Here is a 23,989-nt window from a genome sequence, read left to right on the forward strand (position 1 = left end):
AAGTATTAAAGCCATGAGTTTTCTCATGGCTTTTTTCATAATATAATATATGCTTTTATATAGAAGCTCGAATCTTGATATTAAATGGGACTTCAAGCCGATCTTTGGAGTTATTTTTAATGAGATTTGCCGCCATCCTACCCATTGTTTCAAAATCAGTTGATATGGTTGTAATCCCATTCAAAATAAATTTCTTTAGCGGCGTTTCATTATATGAAATAACACCAATATCTTTACCTATCACCAGATTTTTTTGTTGGATCTTATTCAGTAGTTTTACTAGATCATCTTCGATAATATTGATATAACAAGTCCCTATTACGACTTTTTCTTTATTCAATTCCGATACCAGCTCATGATCAAAAGCATACTGCTGACAAAATTTATAAAAACCCTTTATAATTGCTTTTGGAAAATCACTATGATCGGGAAAAACCAATTTTATCATTTTATATTTACTTAAAACTTCGCTCGCTTTTTCCAATGCTAAGTAAATATCCTGTTCATAATTCTCATAAACCGCTGGAAAATCACCGGGTACATCATCTATAAATCGTCCTAATAACATTAATTTATCACTTGGTATTCTACGAATAATATCCGGCGCTTTATCTCGTCCCTCCCTAAAATGCGGAAATAGTACATAATAGTCATATGTTTTGGTCAGATTCGCTAATAGGTTCTTGAGATGAGAAAGGTCTGAATTATAGACAAATAAATCCAGATCAGCAAAATCTCCTAATTCCTTAGCAAATGAATCATACACTATTTTTTTGTGAACACTCAATTTATTCAGAAACAGTGCAATTTTACATTTGGATTGAATATCTGTTTTATTGACATAGTATCCCTTACCTGGATTTGATGCAATAATTTCATGCTTTTTTAAATAGCGATAAGCCTTTTCAACCGTGTCTCTAGATATTTCAAGATAAGCACTGGATTCATTAATTGATGGAAGCATTTCACTCTTCTTAAGCCTCTCATTTTTTACTGCATCAATGATAGTATTCGCCAATTGGAGATATTTGGGAGTTGCTGAAAAATCACTAATCTCCAGTGTCATTAGAAACTGAGCAGTTGAATTGGTCATTTTAAAATTTAGATTAATCACTAAAATAACAATTAATTAGCATAAAATTTTAAAAAAGTTAAACTCAAAGACCATTCATATTTTTAATATTTCACTTTTTTAAATATTTGTTACTCTGTACCATAACAGCATAGGATCAAAATTATGGTCAATAGTCTTAAACGTAGTCTAGTAAAAAATCTGTTACCCAATTGATGAAGAGTTAAAAACCTGTAAGCTCGTTTACCTAATCACTTTTAAAAAAGAATTGTTTTTTTTAAAGGCTTTTCACGCTCTCCTTTTAAAAACCCTTTATGATTAAGAAAATGGGCAAGTGATTACAGTCGCCCATTTTTATTCACAGCTCAGATCTTAAACAATTAAAATTTCATTTATTTCTAAAATACCGCAATGCAATAAGGTCATTCGGTATCGCCAGTTCATTCCAATGGTCATGGATAGCTAGCGCTGCGCCCAATGCTGTTGCCTGAGCCATTGAGGCACCAAAAACTTCGACTTCAGGAAATTCTTGTGCCAGAAGACTCATATAAATATGGTTCTTACTAAAGCCACCATCTACAAATATTCTAGAGATCTTATTAGCATCTAAAACTAGTTTTGTTGATTCCACCTGGACTTTGATGAGGTGTAAAATTAAACTATGGTAAGCTTCTTCATAATTATGGAAACGATCAAGCTCAATCTTCGAAAATGCTTCTAAATCCACAACTACAGGCTCTTTCATTAATTTTTCTATGATCCGTCTATTAAGCTGAAGATTACGAAACTTTGCTGTAGTAACATAAAAGAAATCAGCAATTCGCTTAGATTGCAGTTCATGCTCATAGCCTGCAAATAACCTCGAAGCCTTCACTGGCTTTCCCAAATAAGATTGATAAAACAAACAATCCTTTTTTAATTCACAAGAAGTTAGAGCACTATTGTTAAATGGATTAAACGAAATACACCAAGTTCCCGTAGATATCAATACAAATGGTTCATCAAAATTGAATAAATAAGGAATTAACGCCGAAGAACTATCATGAAGCCCCGCCCCTACTCTAAAAGAACTACCCGGAAAAGCACCATCAAAAACTTCATCTCCTTCAACAATTGGAGCTAAAACCTTTGTAATACCCTCATCTTGAACCCATTTATGATACTCGTTTTTTTCAAAATCCCATAAAGCAGTATGACAACCGATGCTGGTCATATCTGAGTAGAATTTTCCAGAAACTAGAAAACTTAAATATTGGGGCAAATGCAAAGCAAAATTGACATGTTTATAAATTTCTGGATGTTCCTTTTTTAATCTAAGAATTTGAAAACCCGAATTTAAACTCCCTAAAGTTGGCGATGAAGTCATTAAAGAAAAATGCTCCTCTCCTCCGTACTTATTATGCAGTTCTTGTTGAATAGTAACTGGAAACTTTTTTAGATAATTGTATAAAGGAGTCAAGGGTCTACCCCTTTCATCAAGATATACAAAGCTAGCCCCATATGATGTAAAATTAATCGCTTTAATTTCAAATTCATTTTTTCTAAATACCTCATGAAGTGAATCAAAAACCGATAATCTAAGACTTTCAAGATTTTCACACGGATCTCCGTCCTCATCCTTTGTTTCTAAAAATCTGGCAGAGCGTTCAAATACGATCTGGTAATTAGAATCAAATAGAAAAAGCTTTTTATTGGTTTTACCAACATCGAAAATAGCAATTACAGGAATTTTATCGTTATTCATTCTTAAAACTTTATAATCCAGTTGCAATAGTTTGTAAACCTCGCTCTGCAATCAACTTATCACGTAATTTTTCCTCCTCAAATAATAATACTGGATTTAAAGCGGCACCACTCCTCAACCTAGATTCAGCAACCAATGGCCTTACATCCGTACGAAATGCATCTTGAAGAATTTCTTGTGATTTTACAACATCATTCGCTTGTTGAGCCGCCTTGAGTGCAATACGATCGATAAGTAATGCTTGTGCATAAGCAATTTTAATGGCTTCAACAGATTGCAATAAGTCCACTAAAGGATCTTTAAGATTATGTGAGGCATCAATCATCCAGCCTAAACCTGTAGCGTGTTCCATTCCATTCAGATCCATTCCATAAATTAATTCATTAAAAATCAGAAAAAGCTGATAGGGCTTAATACTCCCCGCTGTTAAATCATCATCGGCGTATTTACTATCATTAAAATGAAAACCGCCCAGCTTTCCCTCCATTAACAACAATGATACAATCTGTTCAATATTAGCATTTGGTAAATGGTGTCCCAAATCCACTAATGTATATGCTTTAGGCCCCAGCTTATTTGCCAATAGTAGAGACTGCCCCCAATCTCCAATGGTCATCGAATAAAAATAAGGTTCGAAAGCTTTATACTCGATAAACAATTTCCAATCCTCGGGTAAGTGTTTATAGATTTCCTGCAAGCTGGATAACGTATTCTGAAAAGCCTCACGGAAATTCAATTGACCGGGAAAAGATGAACCATCAGCTAACCAAACAGTCAAAGCCTTTGAACCGAGAGCTTTTCCATAATTGATAACCTCTATATTATGATCAATAGCCTGCTTGCGAACCTTAGGATCGACATGATGCAAAGATCCATACTTATAACTATGTTCCTGCTGTGGTTGATCTTGAAAAGTATTGGAATTAACAGCATCGAACGTGATATTTAAAGAACGTGCCAATTCTTTCATTCTTGCGGTGTCTTCTGGAATATCCCAAGGTATATGTAAGGAAATAGCTCCGCTAGATTTATTAAGAGCATGTAGCAGACCAACATCTTCAAACTTTTGCTCCAAACTCCCTGGCTCGCCAGGGCCAGAAAAACGTCCGAAGCGTGTACCACCTGTCCCTAATGCCCAACTTGGTATTCCGATCTGAAATTTCTGAAGTTTAGCAATAAGCTCCTCAACATCATCAATATCTTGGGAAATAAATTCAAATGCTCGATTATGTTTTTTTTCTAATTTATTATTGTGCTTTTCTATCAATTGTTGATCTAAAATCATATCAAAAATGGTTATTGGTTAAAATTTACTTAGATACAGCATGTACTTTCTTTTCATCACCTAAAAACTAAGATATAAAACCTACCTTAAAAAAGCCATTGCCACTCCCCCATCAACGTTTAAAATATTACCTGTAGATTTGTTTAGTAAGCCACCAACATGTGCAAAACAAGCATTTGCAATGTCTTCTGGTAGAATAATCTCATTTAACAAAGTACGCTTTGCATAGTACGCCGGTAACTCCTCGATCTTTATACCGTATGCCTTAGCACGACCTGCGGCCCATCCACCTGCCCAAATATTACTATCAGAAATTACAGCATCCGGATTCACTACATTTACTCGAATTTTTGCTGCCCCTAATTCAGCGGCACTTAAACGGCTCATGTGCAATTGAGCCCCCTTTGCACTACCGTAACCAATATTATTTGGACCACTTACTAAAGCATTTTTACTTACAATATTGACTATATCACCACCGATATTTTGTGCTTTTAAAATAGCTGTTGATGCCTGAGTTACCAGAAACTGACCTTTAACTAAAACATCATATAAAAGATCCCAATCTTCTTGCGTATGGTCCTCGATCGTTTTAGAAATGGATAACCCCGCATTATTAACGACAATGTCAATCCCACCAAAAGCTAGTACAGCATCATTGAGCGCATGTTTTATCTGTTCCTCATTAGTGACATCGAGCAATGTCGTCATAACCGCATCTCTACCAAACGCTTCTACAAATTCTTCCTCGCATGATGCAAGCCGATCAGCATTGATATCATTTAACACAACAACAGCACCTTCTTGCGCCATCTTCCTTGCAATCGCCTTTCCAATCCCACCACCACTACCCGTTACGAGTACAATCTTACCTGATAATGCTTTTGATTTTGGCATACGTTGTAATTTTGCCTCTTCCAATAGCCAGTATTCAATATCAAAAGCTTCCTGACGTGGCAAAGCAGTATATTCACTTACCGCTTCAGCACCCTTCATTACATTAATTGCATTAATATAAAATTCAGCAGCCACACGAGCAGTTTGTTTATCCTTTGCAAACGAGAACAATCCAACACCGGGATATAAAACAATAACGGGGTTTTTATCCCGAATAGCAGGGCTATTTTCATGTTTACAACTGTCATAATACTGTTCATACATCGCTCGATATCCTGCAAACAAAGGCTCCAATTTTCTTTTAACCTCCACTACATTGTCTAAACATTCAGATTTATCTAAATTTAGTACTAAGGGCTGGATTTTAGTTCTTAAAAAATGATCCGGACAGCTTGTCCCTAATGGTACTAATCGATCCAGATCGTTTGAATTGATAAATTCTAAAACACGTTCATCGTCTGTAAAATGTCCGATCATATGGCGTTCACTTGAGCAAAATCCTCGCAAAATAGGAGCTAATTTTACGACTTGCGCATTTCTTTCTGCTTTACTAAGACTTACCATTTTCTGGCTGCCAAACACGTTATTCTTCTTACCATAACTTTGTTCAAGGTAGGTGGCACAAGTCTCAATAACATCCAAAGAATTAATATAACAATCGTAAGCAGTGTCTCCCCAAGTAAACAAGCCATGAGATCCCAACATAATACCCTTGATATCAGGATTTGCTTCTAAACAGGCTTTTAATTGTAAGCCTAAATCAAAACCAGGACGTTGCCAATCAACCCAACCGATCGATCCTTTGAACAATTCAGCAGTTATCCTTTTCCCATCTTTAGAAGCTGCGATTGCAATTGCGGCATCTGGATGTAAATGGTCAATATGCTTAAATGGTAAAAATCCGTGCAAGGGTGTATCAATAGAAGGCGCCTTAGAGCTTAAATCAAAAATACAATGATTAAATAGTGCGACCATTTCATCCTCATATTCGATTCCTCTATACACATTTTCAAGATTACGTAAGCGCTGAAGATATAATGCTGCAAGCCCTGACTTCTTCAGCGTGCCGATATCTCCGCCAGACCCCTTTATCCACATGACTTCAACACTTTCATCAGTAAGCGGATCTTTCTCCAAAACTTTACAAGAAGTATTCCCACCTCCATAATTAGTAATTCTTAGATCGGCGCCTAGAATATTTGAACGATATAATAATAAAGCAACTTCATCACCTTGCAATGATTGCGCTATTTTATCGTCCCACAAATAATTTACATGTTTGTATGTTTTCACTGCTATATATATTAAATTAATTTTCTAAAGTTCTTGCAAACCCTACGACACAAATAGAAATTATGATTGTCGCTATGCCTGCAATTATAGATCGATATGCCATTCTATTCACGCCCTTCCACTCATTTAATATAATTCCCCAAGCATTTGAAATTAAAATAATGAACGCCATGTGAAGAATCCAAGAACTGGCACCATTACCCAATCGACTCTCACCCATACCATAAAAAAAGAACTGTAAATACCACATTGTACCTGCCAAAGCACAAAAAAGTAAATTCTTGACTTTTGGTACATTGGATTTAGTATAGTCTGAAAAAGTTCTATTTTTAATTAGGAGATAGACGCACCATATAAAATTTGTAGTAAAACCTCCCCAAAGGATAATGATATAAGTCACATTATTTTGATAAAGAAATTCTCCACTGTTCGAATTACTATTTTTCCATATGGAATTTGCAACATTAGCAAGCGGTTTACCTGCTTCGATACCAAAATTGAAACAAGCACTAAGTACACCAGAAATGATCGCAACGATAATACCCAGAGTAAAATTGTAATCAGTCCTTGCGTCCTTAGAAAGAGTCGCAAGACTTTTCTCTTTTGAAACACCTGCCCGACCGCACAGCACAACACCCATTAGACATATTAATAAACCTATCAATATGCAAGTTCCAGATTGAGTCGTAAAAAAATAGTTGACTCCATGTTTACCCACTGTGGGGTAAAAAAAATAATAAAGACTTGGCATCAGCGAACCAAAGACCATACTTAAGCCCAAAATAATACTGCTACCTAAGGAAACACCAAGATAACGTATCCCTAGACCATAGGTAAGTCCACCTATACCCCATAACAATCCAAATAAAAAAGTATAATATAAAGTAGCTGCCTGGGCATTGCTGATAATCTCCCAAAAATTAGGAATAGTTAACCATGCTGCAAATGGTGGTACAATAATCCAAGAAAATAGACCACCTAGGATCCACATGGATTCCCATGACCATCCTTCAACTTTCTTATAAGGCACATAAAAACTTCCTGACGCAAAACCGCCAATGAAATGAAATAAAACTCCGAAAACAGCATTCATATTTATCTTTTTAGGTATTGTACATAAACTAAATTACAAGATTAAAATAGGTAAACTGTTATGGACTGTTATGCATAAATACAGAGATTATAGCCAACAGGTATTTCATGATTTAGAAGCAAAAGGTCAATTTTCATTGTGTGGAAAATTGACCTTTTGCATATTATTATAAAGTAATAAAACTAGATTATTTATATCCTAAATTTTGTTTAAGCCCTTCCCCTTCTTTGTTATTTAATTGAATTTCACTCAAAGGGATTGGAAGTAAAATATTGTAATCTTGAAAACCACTGATGATTTTATTTGCAGGTCCCTGATCACTATTTAAAGCAATACGTTCTTTGAGTTTATTTGTTCTCACCAAAGTCATTCTACGATTTTCTTCTGAAATCAACTCACGGGCACGTTCATCAAGAATAAAATCGATCGTCATGTTTGATGCGAGAACCCTTCCTAGAGCGTTGTTTCCAGATTGACCACGAGCCTCTTTAAAAGAACGGTCTCTCAACTTATTGATATCATCAGCCGCACCACCTAGGTTATTTTGTCTCAGACGTGCCTCTGCCCTTAATAGATACGTTTCTCCAAACCGCATGACCGGCCAATCTTTGACCAATGCATAGCCAAAATCATCCAGCGGATCATAACCACCCCACTTAGTTGGGAAAGGATACCATACCTCCAAACTGTCTGTACGAAAAGGAATAACTTTATCACCAGTTTTTATAGTCACATTTCTAACCCCTGCACCTTTAACAACACGATAACCATCGGCATCCAGACCGATTTCTGTACTCCATGGTGTTACCACAGCATTGTTGACGGTCATATTAGGTCGATTATAATTTGTAGTACGACGGATATTATAATTGCTATTCCGGATATCACCCTGAAGTCCTTTCCAAACCGTATACTTCATAAAATTGCTCAATCTCAAACGCCCATTACCTCTTCCACCAAGAGAATCCGCGTTTACCATGCCATCCCATTTATGATAGGAAGGTTGCCATACACGACGGTGCTGCGGGTTATCGATAGTTCCACCGTTCACTTCGCGATTAAATTCAACTTCAAAAGTCCATATGGCTTCGGTATTTCCTTGAGCGCGGCGCATATTGCCCTGTCTAAACATATCTCGAAAAGCATCGCCACCCTCATTTAAGTATTTACCATATCGGGTATCAATTAATTTATAACTGCCGCTTTCAATGATGGCTGTTGCCATGGCTTCTGCTTTAGCAAAATAAGCAGGATCTCTCATGCCCATTCGAAGATAAACTTCAGCAGCCAATTGTCTTGCCATATCTTTATTGATCCGGCTTGGAGCAACGGCTTGTCCAACATTAGCCAATTCCTTAGCCGCATATTCCAGATCTTCAACAATCACTTTGTCCACTTCTACAGTAGAATTTCGTACATAATTGAACGTTGGAACTTTAATAGAAGTGGTCAACAAAGGCACATCGCCCCATAGCGTGACCAACATATGATAAGCATAAGCCCTAAAAAATCTTGCTTCTGCTGCTGCCTTTGGATTATTTCCCCCTACAGCTTCAATAATGCTATTTGCATTATTAATAAACTCGTAACACTTTTGCCATAAGTAGCTTACTCCCCCATTTTCTGGATTGAGATCGGCATATTGAAAAAAAGCATTTTCCACACCTTCCGTAGAACCAGCATTTGCGATATCAGTACCGATCTGCCAACACGACAAAAATCCTTGACGGCCACTATATCCCCATAATTGTCCGAAAGTTGCATGCAAACCTAAAACTCTATTTTCTATTGTTGATGGATCACTATTTCCAGCTTCGTAACTAGAATAGGGTTTCTCTTCCAGAAAATTCTTACTACAAGATGCAGAACCTAACAAAAAGACAGCAACTACAGGTAATAACTTATTTTGAATATTCATTGTTTTTTTCATCAGTATATATTATTTATTAGCGATGATGAAGCTATCATGAGCAGTATTCATCTTTCTTTGTGCACATTTACTCATGATGGTTTCATGATTTCATTAAAAGGTTAAATTAAATCCAAGTACATAAGTGCGAACCATCGGATAATTCAGGTTATCATTTGCAGATCCACGGGTGATATCTCGAGCTTCAGGATCCCAACCGATCCAATTGGTCCACGTATATAGGTTTCGACCGCTTACATAAATCGTAGCACCATTAATGCCTAATTTATTGAATGTATGCTGCGGCATGTTATAACTTATTGTCACATCTTTCAACCGCGTAAAACTTGCATTTGATGGAAATCCATAACCATATACATTGGAACGGTTACTCAAGGAACGCCACTCGTTACTTTTATTTTCAGGAGTCCAATAGCCCAATTCTGCTGGTGTACTTTTTCGTCCCATTTCATCTGCTGCCGAACCGATCTGTGGATTATTGAGTAGTGCACCTTGAACCGTGTTTATAAAAACATTTAAAGTAAACGCTTTATATCCGAACGTATTGGTAAGTCCAGCGGTCCATTTCGGAGCAGTTTGTCCCAATACTGATCGATCACCTTCGTTGATCAGACCATCACCATTTAGATCGGCCAATTTTAAACTTCCTGCTTCTGCACGTTCATCCCATCCTTTATTAGCTCCTGCTTTTATTTCCTCTTCCTGCCAGATCCCCACTTTGGTAAAATCATAGATGATACCGAGTGGATGCCCGATCAGCCATCGATTTCCCAGATCCTCCTTACCATCACCATAAACTTCTACAATCTTATTTTTATTTCGGGAGAATACTACTGTACTAGACCAATTAAAATCATCTTTAATGATATTTTTAGTATTCAATGTCAGGTCTATACCTGTATTAGCAATCTTTCCAATATTAAAAAACACATCTTCAAAACCCGTAAGCCTTGGAAGGCGCTGTTTTAAAAGCATATCATAAGAGTTGGTCTTATAGACATCGATACTTCCACTTATTCTGTTTTTAAATAACCCGAAGTCAACCCCTGTATTGAATCCCTTTGTTTTTTCCCACTGTAGATTATCATTCCCCATTAGTGGCCTTATGTTTAATGCCGTATTGGATAAGCCATTCATTGAGATCGTACTTGCGTTCATCAACGAAAGAGTTGCATACAGTGGAATAGCTTCATTTCCAGAAATACCATAGGATATCCTCCATTTTAGATTGTCCACCACATCTTTAGCACCATTCATGAACGATTCATTATGTATATTCCAAGCTGCTGCTGCAGATGGGAATACACCATACTTATTGTTTTTACCGAAAATAGAAGCTCCATCCCGACGAACGGTTGCTGTAAATAAATAACGGCTATCATAAGAATAGTTTAATCTTCCCATTTGAGAAATAGAGCGGTACAAGTCGGCTTGGGAAAATACTTTCTGTGTAGCAGCAGCACCTAGATTACCCCATTCCAGGGCATCATTAGGAAATACTTCTCCCGTAGCAATAGCTTGTTGCCAATATTTACTTTTTGAGGCATACAATCCTGTGAAATCAAGATGATGCTTACCAAAATCCTTGCTATAGGTTATTATATTTTCTACTGTATAAGACTGAGATTCACTGTTGGTGATACGGCCCATTCCGGCAAAATTATAAACACTCTCACCTTCATATTCATTATTACGAACAGGAACGTAAGAATATCCGGCGTTGAGTTTGTATTTTAGACCAGCCAGCGGTTTGTAAAGCTCCCCAAAATTAAGATCTGCATAACCATTTAAGGAGATATTAAATTGACGACGTTCTGGATTTAATGTCGTTGGCAAAAGTGGATTGGTCCAAAGTTGTTCCGAATACATCGGAAACTGTGTTAGCGAACCATCATCATTATACATTTTAGCATAAGGGCTCATTGCTGCTGCTTGTAATAAACTGGCACGACCACCGTCTTTATTATGTGCAACGATAAAAGAAGATGTACCTACCGATAAATATTTCGTTGGTTTAAAATCAGTATTGGTCCGAAATGAATACCGCTTATAATTATAACCTAAAAGTACACCCTTTTGATCCAGATAATCTCCAGAAACAAAGTACTTGGCATTCTCACTTCCTCCCGATAAACTGACATTATGATTCTGGATCACACCTGTCTGCATCACCGCATCCAACCAATCTGTGGTCACACCATTGGTATAATTATCAAATTCAAACTGATTGCGCACTGGGCCACCATTATATAGCGTACCATTATTAATGCGGGCATATTCAGCATAACGTTTTAAAAGCTCTTCGCCAGACACCGGTTTAAGGATATGCGCGACATTCTCGACTCCGCCATATCCACTATAACGAATGCGGGGAGTTCCAGATGTACCGCGTTTTGTAGTGATCAAAATAACACCATTAGAACCGTTCACACCATAAATCGCAACAGCTGATGGATCTTTTAATATTTCGACCGACTCAATATCATTGGGATTGATATCATTAATAGAGCCATCAGTCCTTGATAAAGGAATGCCATCAACAACAAGATAAGGCTCTGATGTTGCAGTGATCGAATTTTTACCACGAACTTGAACAGATGGTGCATCTCCAGGAATAGAAGATGCCTGTGAAACAGTCACATTTGATACTGCTCCTTGTATGGCCTGCATAACATTTGTTACCGGAATTTTTGATAATCGATCTTTTGGCACTGATGCCACAGAACCCGTAACATCCGATCTCTTTTGTGTTCCGTATCCGACAACAACTAATTCGTCAAGTACATTTTCAAATGGAACAAGCGTAACATCAACAACTCCCCCCTGAGGTACAATAACCTCCTTTTCCTGATATCCGACCGAGGAAATGATCAAAGTATTTCCGGGATTAGCTTGAATGGTAAAGCTACCGACGGTATTTGTTTGTGTACTGACCGAACTTCCTTTTACTTTAACGGTAATGTTGCTTATGGTTTTTCCTGTAGAAGAGTCTCGAATAGTTCCCTTTATGGAAGTTGCTTGACCATAAGTAGTCATCGCTATTAAAAATAAACTGTTTAATAGCAAGGTGCTTTTTGCGTATTTATTGCAATAGTGGGTTAACATAATTTACAATTGGTTTTTAGATTAGAATTACTATTTTATTCCATTTATTATAGGACCATACCTTTATCCTATAATCCCCCTAAAGGTTGATTTCAACTTGATCCCATCATCGTATAGTTTATATTTTTGTTTATAATTGGTACTTAGCAAACTCAAGAAGATCGTTCGCTAAAATTCCATTGGTTAGGAAGAGAAGCACTCTTGTTGCGCTATTTTCCAATTCCCTCTAGGTCAAAATTATAGCGGATTCGCTTATAAACGGTTTGAAATCGATTCAATAAGGTTGAAAATCTATTCAGGAGTCATAATAATTCACTAAAACTCAATAAAAAGCAAAAACCATTTTATTTACGAGATGCCTTGGGGACATTTTAAATAAAATGGTTTTAAAAATTTTGTTGCGATATATACTAGCTCTTGCGCAGTAGCATTATCTCTTTTCTCTAAATACTTAAAATAGATTCTTAACCATAACGACCTTCAATATAGACCATTATATTCACCATTACACTTTTCACTTGCAAAATATTGATAAGGTTATTATTGTTGATCTGTGGATATCAAATTCAAGGCTTGATAACGACCATTTTTCCTACTAATTCCTACTTGATTCAGCTTTGGGTTCAATTTTTTTATTGGGAATAATTCATCATTAGTCCATTTTTCGCCCGATTTTTTCCATAACATAAGTGTCGCAAACAATTGCTTTTGATTTGCAATTGTGTTTGCTTTTAAATTCAGGACTTTACTCGTTTCAGAAACTGGGTTTAAACCTGCTGCACTTACTATCTCCACCTCTTCCCAGCCCTCAACAGGAACAACAGCTAACTGATACTGCCCATTGTCAATAATACTTGCTGTCCATTTTTTATATTTAATTTGATGCTCAACAATTACTCTATCTTCATATTGTGGCAATGCGTAGTGTCCCAACCGTAGCGCAATAGATTTTTGACTATATACCTGATCCACACGCAAGATTCCGTTAGGAAGTATAATATCTGCAAGTTGCAAGCTGATGGTAGAATTCGAAGCTAATACAGCGTCCCTGTAATAAATATCATCCTGATAGCCTATGAATTTATAACGGCGAAGTGACTCCCATTTATTCCCACCAATTTGAAACATATAGTTCATTGATACTTCACCGTTCTTTCCATCCGCTTGCCAAGGAAATGCACTATTATAAGCCAGTTTATTATAATTCTCCGTTCCCTGATAATAGCCGATAGTTTTACTATCACACCAAGCCCTGATCTCTGATGCCCCAATTCCAGCATAATCAGTAATCAAAATTTCAGCACCAGGAGCAAGCTTATTCAACACCTTCGCTTTTGGTATCTCGCTCTCCCAAGCACCTAAATTTTCATTTGATGTCCAAAATATATTATCGTCTGGAATGAGCAATCCTAAAAATATTTTACCCAACCAAAAAGCACTTCCCCTACAGCTGTATTCCTGCACGGCAGGTTCAAATGCACCATAAAAACCAAGTGTGGGAATACCTTCAGATAAAAAATCAGGCTGTTTCAGAAATTGTAGCAGTGTTCCTGATGCAATTCTTCTCATCCATCCATAATTGATACTTTGATCCTCAAGAAATCCCATCAGTGGAAAAGGAACAGCAGCTCCCATGCGATAGGCAATACTTCTCCCCCACATAATCATTTCGCCATCCTTACTGAACATATAAGGATAATGACCGACCATTTCTCTTAAATGAGTTCTGAACTTCTTCGCATAATCTGGATACAGCTCATCGCCATAATAGGTAGCCCATAAAGTTCCGTACATCTGATATCCCCACATACTATAATAATCATAATAAGGCTGATCATTATACCAACCATTCCCCTTATAATCAGATAAACATTTCTCCAACAATTCCTTTAAATAATCTTCACGTATCGAGTAACCTTTACTCTTAAAAAAGCTTAAAATCATGACATTAAAAAAACGCCAATTCATATCAATAGTAGGTCCGTTACCATAACTTAAGAGTGTATGCGCTAAAGTATCTTTTTTCTCCTGTGATAGCGGATCCCATAAAATTTCGGGAGCGGCCATAAGAGATACGGCCAAACCACCAAATTCAACAAGCTTTTGACTTGGTCCTCCTTTTTGGGGTAAAGGTGGAATGAAACTCGTCGAATTTGGATTCACTAATTGCGTGATCTGATGCCGGTAATAATCTGCAATCTTTAGACCACCAATTTCATAGTCGGGATTTTCCTTCATCAAAGGCAAAGCAATAAACAGAGTCCTACAAAGTCCTTCCAACCGTTCTGTTTCCGTATGAACGCCGTCTCTAGGATAACTACGTCCTAGTTGTTTAGGAAACTCCATCGGGCTATCCAGATTACTGACGTAACTAAAGGCCCCCTTTAAAAGATATTCGGCTGCATCTAACCAATGTTGACGGTTCATACCGGTATAGGGACTGAGATTCAGATCTGGATTTTTGACTTTAAAAACAGCATCTCTTGTCCCTTGTCCGAACATATCCATGGGATAGGATACAATGAATATGAAGCAGGACATAAACCCAAACATGTATTTTTTCATAATTAATGTTTGATTATATTTTTTATAGCCTCGAGACTAGGCGTCCATTCAATAACCCTGACCTTACTTGGACCAGATTCTAAAAGTCCTTCTCCATCCTTTTGATCAGTAGCTTGAACAAATAGTGATAATCGCCCCTTGTTTCGCCACATCTCAGTATCATAACTAGGTTCCCATGCTCCTAATGATTCGTTATTCAAATCAAATAGTTGATAATCGTTATCCGTCACCTTATTTAAGTTCAAGACAGAAGCTCGACCTAATCTTTCCTTATCCCGGAACAAGAGCATGACAGCAACCCTGTCTCCTTTCCCTTTAACCATTAATTGTGGTCTCGCTATAGGTATTTCTTTTGTTCCATGTCCACTCAAACTGAAAGACATTTTTCTAAAATCAAAAGAACGGACTTCCCAAGCACCTTTCCTATAATAAATAAGTTTATATTGAGGAATTGTAGAACCTGCAGCCCGCCAATAAGTCGCAATAAATGGATTCCCATCATCATCTGCAGCCATCGATGTTTGATTGATCAGTTCACTGTTTTGAGGAATATGCACCGCATATTCCGCTGTTGATTCCTGTATAGGTAATGTATATTGAGCTCCAGTAGTAGACTCCCAAGTGAGCCCTCCATCCTTAGAACAAGCATATGCCATATCATGATTACTGGCTACATCAGGACTTTCTCGCCATACCCAAGACAAATGTATCGTTCCTTGGTTGTCGACATATGCCTGCCAATAAGCATTTCGTTTCCCTTCTCCATCGATTAAATTACGATGCAGTCTAGTCCATTTTTTATTCTTGGGATCATAATTATTCATAACAAGATTTCCTGATCCAGAACCGCCATCACGATAAAGAAATAATAATGAACCATCAGGCATTTTAAAAAATTCAGGATAAGTCACATACTGTTCATCTTTCCCGATCATAGACTGCTCAGGTCCTAAGTCCAGTGTATGTGGCTGTTTTGTCCGAGCATATCGCAACTGACCATTATGATGATCCCAACAAACATGTAAATATCCATCTCCATCAATCATGATACTGATAATATTATGTGCATCCTGAGCTCTGCCCGAATATTCGGTAACCTGTAGCTGCCAGCTCTTCTCATTTAGTTTCCTCTTTCCCAATACCACTTGTCCTTTGTCGTTATAGTAGGCTATGTATTGAAACTGGGCGTCACTAACGAGAGAATTTTTTCGAAAAACAGCTGTGTTGACCGTATTCTTAGCCCAACCGTCTCCAACTTCCATGACCTGAAGCTGCTTGCTTTGCGAAAAACAGAAATTTAAGGAAAGGATAAGATAAAAATGAATTACTCCAACTGTACAAAATGTTATTAATCTCATGACTCTTATCTATTATTGAATAACCTTACTTTGATCTTTTTTCCAATCCTGTCCAGACCAAATACGCTTCGAACTCCATTCTTCTTCTTTGGAAGTCCAAAAACTATCCGTTTCAGAAAGTCCAAGAGGTAAAAAAATAGTACTGCATAAATATGGACTCCCCTGATTGTTATAAAAATCCCCTAATCCGGGCTGATCTCCATATAAACCAATCGTTAACCAGTTTTGATGGTAAGTTGATGGGCTTTCAAATGTTTTCTTCATAACGGCAGATAAAGCGGCGCGAACTTGTCCTTCCGTTAACTCTTTGGGTAATCTTTTTTTCAATGCCATGTCTGCCAGATGATGAAATGCTGCTCCACGATAAATTACTGACCGGCCCGATGGTGGAAAAGTCCCATCTGTATTAATCAACCTTTCCAATATAATGGCATATCGTTGGTTTCGTAATTTAATTTTTGCAAACATGCTATCATAATTTTTAGTCTTTTGCTCGATGACATCCATAATTCCGGATAAAAAAGGATGAATGACATAACTATTATAATAATCATATGCGTAATGAGGACCATCCATATACATCCCATCTCCAACATACCATTGTTCCAGTTGTTGTAAAGCATAATCCACTCGCATAACATCCCAACTTGTACTGTACTGGGCTAAAAAAGCTTCATTCATAGCAGAAAAAAGTAACCAATTGGAAAACACGGGTCTGAATTGACGTGTCGTTTTGATAGCCTCAATCAAATGACCTTGGGTTACAGGATCCAGATGATCCCATAACCAAGGACAACGCAAAAAAGCAACTGAAATAAATGAGGCATCCACTAATTGCTGCCCACCTAGATCAAAACGCATAAAATCATTTGCATTACTATCCAAGGCATTTTTTAAGGCTTGAATAGTCCAATTGCGATATTGTTTTCTCAATGCTTGCTCTTCTTCCGAACCATCATTCAAAGCCAACCAAGGCGATATTCCGCTTAAAACTCGACCTAATACCTCTACATATTGTACTTGAATGCGATGTTCTTTATTGTCAACTGCAACAGAAGTAATTTGAGGCATATTGATCTTTAAACTGTCATGAGCCAGACTACGCATAACCGGTCTTGCCATACGATCCATCTCCTTTAGCCAAAAGGCTCTTGAAGTTTCTTTCCATGCAATAGGATTTCTCTTCTGCCCATATGTAACAGCGGCGAAGCATATGAATATCCATAATGTCCATACATTTTTCATCATTACTCGCTTAAATATCTATACATTTCAACACCTGCCAATAAAAATGCTCCGACACCGAATGGCGATGTTGAATGGGCATCAACCACTTGACCCGGTATGGCCTTTTCTCCTATAGGCTGAATATAACCTACTTTTCCATCACGCTGTAAAGCAACAGTACTTAAATAATACCATCCTTTTTTTGCAGCACCCTCAAATTCGTTTTTGTTCAGAATACCATTATTAATGCCCCAAAGAAGTCCATAAGTAAAAAATGCCGTTCCACTGGATTCTTTACCGGGTGCATGTTCTGGATCCAGCATACTTCTCGTCCAGAAACCCTCCTTCTGTTGACACGCTACAATAGCATCGGCCATATCTTGAAAACGTTTTACATAATGTTTATAATGAGCATTGTCTTTGGGTAGATCTTGTAGCACTTTTGCTAATCCTGCAAATACCCAACCATCACCTCTTGCCCAAAAGTCTTTTTTTCCATGGGCAGTCTTATGTTTTGGATAAACGTATTTCGCATCCCTGTAATACAATTTTTCATCCTTATCATACATGATACCATCTGCATACTCCAAATATTCATGAAGTTTTTCTAAATAGAGCGGTTTTTTAGTTAAATTGTACATCTTAGTCATCACGGGCATAACCATGTACAGTCCATCTGCCCACCACCAGTAATCATGATGTTTGGAATGAATTTGGTAATTCATCACTTCTTGCGCTCGAGCTATCTTGTAAGCTTTAGGAGCGATATGATAAAGATCAATATACGTTTGAAAACAGATCTGCCAATCGCCAAATAACACATAGTCATCGGTCTCCCCATAGCTATATTTCCAATTCGCTTTATCAGTTGATTTTGCACCCTTCCATTCATTAAAATCTGCCCAATCTTCGGTATATTTTAAGAAGTTTTTATTTTTAAACTCTTTATAAAACTCGATATTACCACTGTGATAAGCGGCTTGATCCCAAAATGCCCAAACTTGAGGCTTATGATTGGTCTGCCAATATTGATTCGCAACATTCAATTGGGCCAAAACATCACTCTTTTTAAAGTCTTGTCCAAAGACGGAATAAGTAATCAGAAGAAAATAAACAAGAACGTATTTGTGCATATCTTAAAATTTTAAGGTTTAAAAAATCCAATCAACAGGGTTTACCAGATGTAAATATGATTGAAGATTGGTTATCCAAATCTAGATAAAATCAATACGGTCGATGTTTAATTTTAGTTTATTCAACATACAAAATGGGATCATTTTATGATTATAGCCATTGATTACATGTTTCTTTTGACTAAAAACGCATTTTTAAGGAGCTTTTGATAAAAAAGAGACACAAACAAGAAAGTAATCAATTTCTAAAATAAATGTTTATATTACATTTATTTTAAATAACATTCTATATCTTTAAAGAAGATACCAATTTGAATCTGACTTTTTGAACCATTTAGATGCTCAAGTAAGACGGAAAAAATGAGCTATTTAAAGCTAACCATTATTGATTAAGGAATTAAATTAAGTTTCCCTTTTTTCTTGTGTTATTTAATTCATTGGCTCTTTAGACAAAGTTGATGCAAAAGAGATATAAGTGAAGAACAAATTGTCGATCTGATTAGATTAAACCAATTGATTATGAAAAATACATATCAAACCTTCTTCTTCATTATATATTTACTTTTCCATATCCAAGTTAGTGGTCAACAAATGGGATTGAATCCCATTACCAAAAATAATGAATTACCCTCATTGACAATCAATCAAACTTGTCAGGATAAGGATGGGTATATCTGGTTTGCTTCTACACAGGGATTAAGCAGATATGACGCCTATAATATTTTAAATTTCAAATTGAAGACCAATGATGGTAAAACGGCTACCAACCAGAACATTAAAACACTAGTAGAATATCATAATTACCTCATTCTAGGTACAGAAAAAGGATTATATACATTAGAAAAAGAAAGCTATGTAATCAAACCCTTCAAAAATAACCTCCAATCTGCAACACGTATTACAACATTACTGATTGATAAAAAAAACAGATTATGGGTAGGATCAGACAATGGTATTGTGGTATATAACAAAGACTTATCCATTATCCAAAACTATCAAGATGGTCAAAATTCCATTTACAAAATACCACCGGGGACTGTTAATACCATATTTGAAGATAAAAAAGGCAATATTTGGGTAGCAATTTGGGAACAAGGGTTATTTAAATTAGATATACAAACAAATCAATTCGTTGCGTACCCAAAACTTGGAACACGTAACAATCCTTTTAAATTATTTGAAGATCATAATAAACAACTCTGGGTATGTACCTGGGGGGATGGGATTTATTTATTTAATCCAGACAACAGAAAGAATTTATATCAAGAAATAGAAATCAAAAACAAGCGTCGAAATATTGGAAAGGAAGATTTATTCTATAACATCGTTCAAGATCGGCATCGCAATTATATTTGGATACTTTCATTTTCTGGTATCTCTACTTTTCAATATATAGATGGTGCACTTCAAGAAGTAAATATGGCTCCCCATTTTGATCATACAACCAATATCTTCAATGATATTTATCAAGATAGATCAGGAACATTATGGTTGTCTATTGGTGGGAAAGGAATATCTACGATTAGTTTTGATAAACCTCTCATTCAAAATTACACCTTTAAAGAAATTAAAAGTCGATATAGCATTGCACCCAATGTAAATATGTTATATCGAGATAAAAAGGGTATCTTTTGGTTTAATCTAGAGCGTTTTGGCTTTGGAAGTTTAAATCCTAAAGATGGTTTATTAAATACCTATAGTAACGCCAATTTACGCGAATTAATATCCATTAGAGCTGCCAGCTGCGCCATTGATGTACAGCATGAACTGTGGGTCGGTTCTGCTTATGAAGCAACTATAAACGTTTTCAAAAAACAGCATAACAATATCAAGTTAGACTATAAGATTGATCTAAAACGTGAAGCCAATCACTCCGGGGTTCCCATCTTCTTTTTTCAAGATAGTCAATCGAGAACTTGGATAGCGACTAACCAAGGTGTATTATATAGTGATCCAAAAAGCAAAAAAATAAAACTCATCACAAAAATAAAAGATCAAGCGGTTAGCATTGCTGAAGATAAAAAATCAAATATCTGGATCGCTACCAAAGGAAGCGGCATTTATTACATCAATAAAAATAATCCTGAACAGATCATCCAACATATTGGTCAATCAACAGCAGTTCTCAAAACAAATCAAATTGAATCTTTAGATGTTGATAAAAATGATAATCTATGGATTGGAACCAAAGATAATCGCTTACTCTATTATCAAAGAGATTTAAAGAAAATGGAGGAATTGGCAAATTCGGCTTTATTTGGAAAGAACCAACTATTGGATATCGTCTGCCTAAATAATACGGTATGGCTTTCCAGCACCCGAAATATATTTAAAATAAATGCACTCAATAAAGATATTTTGGAATTTACATCGACTGACAGCCTACAAGTCAATATGTTTTCCAAAAGAGCATTTACGATTGATAAAAAATCAAACTCGGTCTACTTTGGAGGATATAACGGAATGGTTAGATTGGACGATAATAGCAATATCCCAAATTATAAAGCTAAAGTGCAGGTAACAGACATCAAGATTAATAATAAATCCATTGTCCTTGAATCCAATCAGAAAAAATTTAATTTTAATCAACAGATACTAACATTAGAACCCGAAGACCAAAATATAGAATTTTCCTTTTCATCCCTTGGCTATACCCAGGATAATAAACTTCGATATGCCTACAAGTTAGAAGGTATTGATCAGGATTGGATCAATGCATCCCGAGATCGGATTTTTGCAGCATATAATAATTTAGGAAAAGGATCTTATCGTTTTTTAATAAAATCTACTGATTTAAATAATAAATGGAATACGACGATTACTGAAATTAATATTTACAAAAAGGCTGCATTTTATGAGAGTAACTTAGCCTATTTCTTATATGCGTGTCTACTGATTGGTATATTTTACTATTTCATAAATTTTACTTTACACCGTTTAAAATTAAGAAATGATCTAAAAATAGCTCAAATAGAAAAAGAAAATGCACATGCACTGGCACAGTCCAAACTCAGCTATTTTACAAGTATTTCTCACGACTTGTTAACACCACTAACCATTATTTCTTGTTTAGTAGACGATGTTCAAATGACCACAAAGCACCATTTAAGTCAGTTTGAAAAAATGAGATTGAATCTAGATCGCCTAAAACGCTTATTGCAACAAATTTTGGATTTCCGAAGAATAGAAAATAATTTGATGGAATTGAAAGTTAGTCAAGAATATCTGCCCACATTTATAAATCAATTGAGCCATGTGTTTTTTAACCCGTTAGCCATTCGAAAAAATATTGAATTTGAAATCAATCATGGAGAGTGTACAACAGATATCTACTATGACGCAGATAAAATGGATAAGATTCTTTTCAATTTACTCTCGAATGCCTTTAAATACACACCTAGAGGCGGCAAAATCACCTTGTCATACTATATTAAAGAAGATAAAAAACAAAAACTGCTCTATCTTTTTGTACGTGATAATGGCATTGGAATCGATAAAAATGAGTTAGATAAAATATTTAAACCATTTTATAACAATAAGTCATTTGTAAATCAAGAAAGCAATGGGATTGGTCTCTCAGTAACAAAGGAGTTAGTTGATATTCATTTTGGTAAAATTACTGTTGAAAGTGTTCCTGATCAAGGAACCTGCTTCCAAATCATATTACCAGTTGATCAGGAATTTTATGTCAAAAATGGTATTCAGATATGGCACGAATCTTTTGCTAAAAAAGACGAAATTACTTACGAAGCAGACAAATTCACAACAGCTATCATTGAAGATACGAATGAAAATTCAAAACAACTACATATTCTATTAGTAGAAGACAATGAAGATCTTCAACAAACCATGTTTAGCATTTTATCAAAAAAATATCATGTTCACGTTGCCTCTGACGGTAAGCAAGGACTAGATCTTTTAAATAAAAATGAAATTGATATCATTGTTAGTGATATCATGATGCCTGAAATGGATGGGCTTTCTCTGTGCAGAGCTGTCAAACAAAATATGGAAATCAATCATATTCCAATATTGTTGCTAACTGCCAAAAATAGTATGGAAGATCGTATAGAATGCTATCAAGCTGGAGCTGAAGGTTACATCAGTAAACCTTTTGACATTCAAGTTTTAGAAGCCAAAATACAGAGTTTTATCATCAATAAACGGACGAAGCAAATCAACTTCAACAACAACACACAAATTAATATCGCTACTTTGGATTATACGCCTGTTGATGAACAGTTTTTACAACGGATGATCAAAGTTGTTGAAGAAAATTTAAGTGATGATCAATTTGATATTATCAAGCTCGGTGAGATTCTGGCACTATCCAAATCAACTTTGTATCGTAAAACCAAAGTTTTGCTAGATTTATCTCCAAGTGAATTTATAAAGAATATTCGCCTTAAGCATGCATGTCAAATGATGGAAAAAGATAAATCAATTACAGTTAGTGAAGTGGCATTCGCGACAGGTTTCTCTGACCCAAGATACTTTGCAACTTGCTTCAAGGCATCATTTGGGATAACTCCTACTGAGTTTCAAAAAAATACAACTGCACAACATATTTGATCAAACTGTCTTTTTCATCTTTTAACTATCCATATCATCGATAATTTACTTATTTTTAATAATAAATAGCAAAATACTTTTTGAAAAAATACATATTATTTCTTGATACAGAAACCTCAGGTTTACCCGAAAAATGGGATAAAAAATATAACAATACACAAAATTGGCCCCGTGTACTTCAAGTTGCATGGATAATATATGATTCAGATTTTAATGAAATTACACGCACAAACAAATATATTTATGAACCCTTTATTTTTATCAGCCGAGAATCTGAGAAAATTCATGGTATAACACCACAGTTTTTAAGAGAAAATGGTGTCAACAAAAAAGATGTATTACGTAAATTAGCTTATGATTTAAAAAAATACAATCCCTTAATTGTTGGACACTTTTTATCATTCGATTTACAAGTCCTCGCTGCTGAATTTGTCAGAACTAAACTCAACATGCCATTTAACCATTTAATTTATTTTTGCACACTATGGCATAGTAAAAAGTATGTCAGAAATCCCCATAGAGTTCACCTGAATCTTTCACTGCTCCATGAGATGTTATTCTCGACCATACCTCAGTCTTTACATAATGCAGTAACGGACGCAGAAATAACTGCAAAATGTTATTTTGAGATGGCTAACAGAAATGAACTGACGTCCGAAGATATTGAAAATCAACAGGCCCGTTTCTCTAATTTATTTCAAATCTAATTTTGAAC

At 35.9% G+C, this 23,989-nt stretch carries 13 protein-coding genes; 2 read left to right on the forward strand and 11 right to left on the reverse strand.

Going from position 1 to position 23,989, the window contains the following annotated elements; genetic code table 11:
• Nucleotides 1-55: 55 nt before the first annotated feature.
• The 11 genes from FHR29_RS22570 to FHR29_RS22620 form a co-directional block, all read right to left on the reverse strand.
• Complete coding sequence (locus FHR29_RS22570; protein ID WP_260292642.1) at nucleotides 56-1,093, reverse strand: GntR family transcriptional regulator; 1,038 nt, start codon at nucleotides 1,091-1,093, stop codon at nucleotides 56-58.
• A 367-nt stretch (nucleotides 1,094-1,460) separates the two neighbouring features.
• On the reverse strand, nucleotides 1,461-2,816 hold the full coding sequence (locus FHR29_RS22575; RefSeq protein ID WP_183917356.1) for an FGGY-family carbohydrate kinase: 1,356 nt from the start codon (nucleotides 2,814-2,816) through the stop codon (nucleotides 1,461-1,463).
• Nucleotides 2,817-2,826: 10 nt separating this feature from the next.
• Nucleotides 2,827-4,101, reverse strand: coding sequence for a TIM barrel protein (locus tag FHR29_RS22580; RefSeq protein ID WP_183917358.1), 1,275 nt, complete (start codon nucleotides 4,099-4,101; stop codon nucleotides 2,827-2,829).
• Between the two features lie 81 nt (nucleotides 4,102-4,182).
• Complete coding sequence (locus FHR29_RS22585) at nucleotides 4,183-6,291, reverse strand: bifunctional aldolase/short-chain dehydrogenase (protein WP_183917360.1); 2,109 nt, start codon at nucleotides 6,289-6,291, stop codon at nucleotides 4,183-4,185.
• A gap of 16 nt (nucleotides 6,292-6,307) precedes the next feature.
• Nucleotides 6,308-7,384 (reverse strand): L-rhamnose/proton symporter RhaT, encoded by a 1,077-nt coding sequence (rhaT, locus tag FHR29_RS22590; RefSeq protein ID WP_183917362.1) that lies wholly within the window; start codon nucleotides 7,382-7,384, stop codon nucleotides 6,308-6,310.
• Nucleotides 7,385-7,571: 187 nt separating this feature from the next.
• Complete coding sequence (locus FHR29_RS22595; RefSeq protein WP_221197914.1) at nucleotides 7,572-9,314, reverse strand: RagB/SusD family nutrient uptake outer membrane protein; 1,743 nt, start codon at nucleotides 9,312-9,314, stop codon at nucleotides 7,572-7,574.
• 93 nt (nucleotides 9,315-9,407) lie between these two features.
• A complete protein-coding gene (locus FHR29_RS22600; protein WP_221197915.1) occupies nucleotides 9,408-12,419 on the reverse strand; it encodes a TonB-dependent receptor in 3,012 nt (1,003 codons plus the stop codon).
• Nucleotides 12,420-12,959: 540 nt separating this feature from the next.
• Nucleotides 12,960-14,984, reverse strand: a complete 2,025-nt coding sequence (locus FHR29_RS22605) for a DUF2264 domain-containing protein (RefSeq protein WP_183917364.1) — start codon at nucleotides 14,982-14,984, stop codon at nucleotides 12,960-12,962.
• A gap of 2 nt (nucleotides 14,985-14,986) precedes the next feature.
• On the reverse strand, nucleotides 14,987-16,342 hold the full coding sequence (locus FHR29_RS22610) for a BNR repeat-containing protein (RefSeq protein ID WP_183917366.1): 1,356 nt from the start codon (nucleotides 16,340-16,342) through the stop codon (nucleotides 14,987-14,989).
• 12 nt (nucleotides 16,343-16,354) lie between these two features.
• Nucleotides 16,355-17,590, reverse strand: a complete 1,236-nt coding sequence (locus FHR29_RS22615) for a DUF2264 domain-containing protein (RefSeq protein WP_221197916.1) — start codon at nucleotides 17,588-17,590, stop codon at nucleotides 16,355-16,357.
• Nucleotides 17,590-18,702: a glycoside hydrolase family 88 protein gene (locus FHR29_RS22620; protein WP_183917368.1), complete on the reverse strand. Its 1,113-nt coding sequence runs from the start codon at nucleotides 18,700-18,702 to the stop codon at nucleotides 17,590-17,592. The genes FHR29_RS22615 and FHR29_RS22620 overlap by 1 nt, the downstream gene beginning before the upstream one ends.
• A 519-nt stretch (nucleotides 18,703-19,221) precedes the next feature.
• Between FHR29_RS22620 and FHR29_RS22625 the strand changes: the two genes are divergently transcribed.
• Together FHR29_RS22625 and FHR29_RS22630 are read left to right on the forward strand one after the other, a co-directional pair.
• Complete coding sequence (locus FHR29_RS22625; RefSeq protein WP_183917370.1) at nucleotides 19,222-23,274, forward strand: two-component regulator propeller domain-containing protein; 4,053 nt, start codon at nucleotides 19,222-19,224, stop codon at nucleotides 23,272-23,274.
• Between the two features lie 80 nt (nucleotides 23,275-23,354).
• Nucleotides 23,355-23,981 carry a 3'-5' exonuclease gene (locus FHR29_RS22630; RefSeq protein WP_183917372.1) on the forward strand — a complete coding sequence of 209 codons (627 nt, stop codon included), beginning with the start codon at nucleotides 23,355-23,357 and terminating at the stop codon, nucleotides 23,979-23,981.
• Nucleotides 23,982-23,989: the final 8 nt, after the last annotated feature.

Source organism: Sphingobacterium sp. JUb56, from assembly GCF_014191365.1.
In the GTDB taxonomy this organism is placed as follows: domain Bacteria; phylum Bacteroidota; class Bacteroidia; order Sphingobacteriales; family Sphingobacteriaceae; genus Sphingobacterium; species Sphingobacterium anhuiense.

Bases quoted from the DNA above. Each gene is read 5' to 3' on its own strand.
- FHR29_RS22570 (WP_260292642.1), bottom strand. From the start codon at position 1,093: ATGACCAATTCAACTGCTCAGTTTCTAATGACACTGGAGATTAGTGAT.
- FHR29_RS22575 (WP_183917356.1), bottom strand. From the start codon at position 2,816: ATGAATAACGATAAAATTCCTGTAATTGCTATTTTCGATGTTGGTAAA.
- FHR29_RS22580 (WP_183917358.1), bottom strand. From the start codon at position 4,101: ATGATTTTAGATCAACAATTGATAGAAAAGCACAATAATAAATTAGAA.
- rhaT (WP_183917362.1), bottom strand. From the start codon at position 7,384: ATGAATGCTGTTTTCGGAGTTTTATTTCATTTCATTGGCGGTTTTGCG.
- FHR29_RS22595 (WP_221197914.1), bottom strand. From the start codon at position 9,314: ATGAAAAAAACAATGAATATTCAAAATAAGTTATTACCTGTAGTTGCT.
- FHR29_RS22600 (WP_221197915.1), bottom strand. From the start codon at position 12,419: ATGTTAACCCACTATTGCAATAAATACGCAAAAAGCACCTTGCTATTA.
- FHR29_RS22605 (WP_183917364.1), bottom strand. From the start codon at position 14,984: ATGAAAAAATACATGTTTGGGTTTATGTCCTGCTTCATATTCATTGTA.
- FHR29_RS22610 (WP_183917366.1), bottom strand. From the start codon at position 16,342: ATGAGATTAATAACATTTTGTACAGTTGGAGTAATTCATTTTTATCTT.
- FHR29_RS22615 (WP_221197916.1), bottom strand. From the start codon at position 17,590: ATGATGAAAAATGTATGGACATTATGGATATTCATATGCTTCGCCGCT.
- FHR29_RS22620 (WP_183917368.1), bottom strand. From the start codon at position 18,702: ATGCACAAATACGTTCTTGTTTATTTTCTTCTGATTACTTATTCCGTC.
- FHR29_RS22625 (WP_183917370.1), top strand. From the start codon at position 19,222: ATGAAAAATACATATCAAACCTTCTTCTTCATTATATATTTACTTTTC.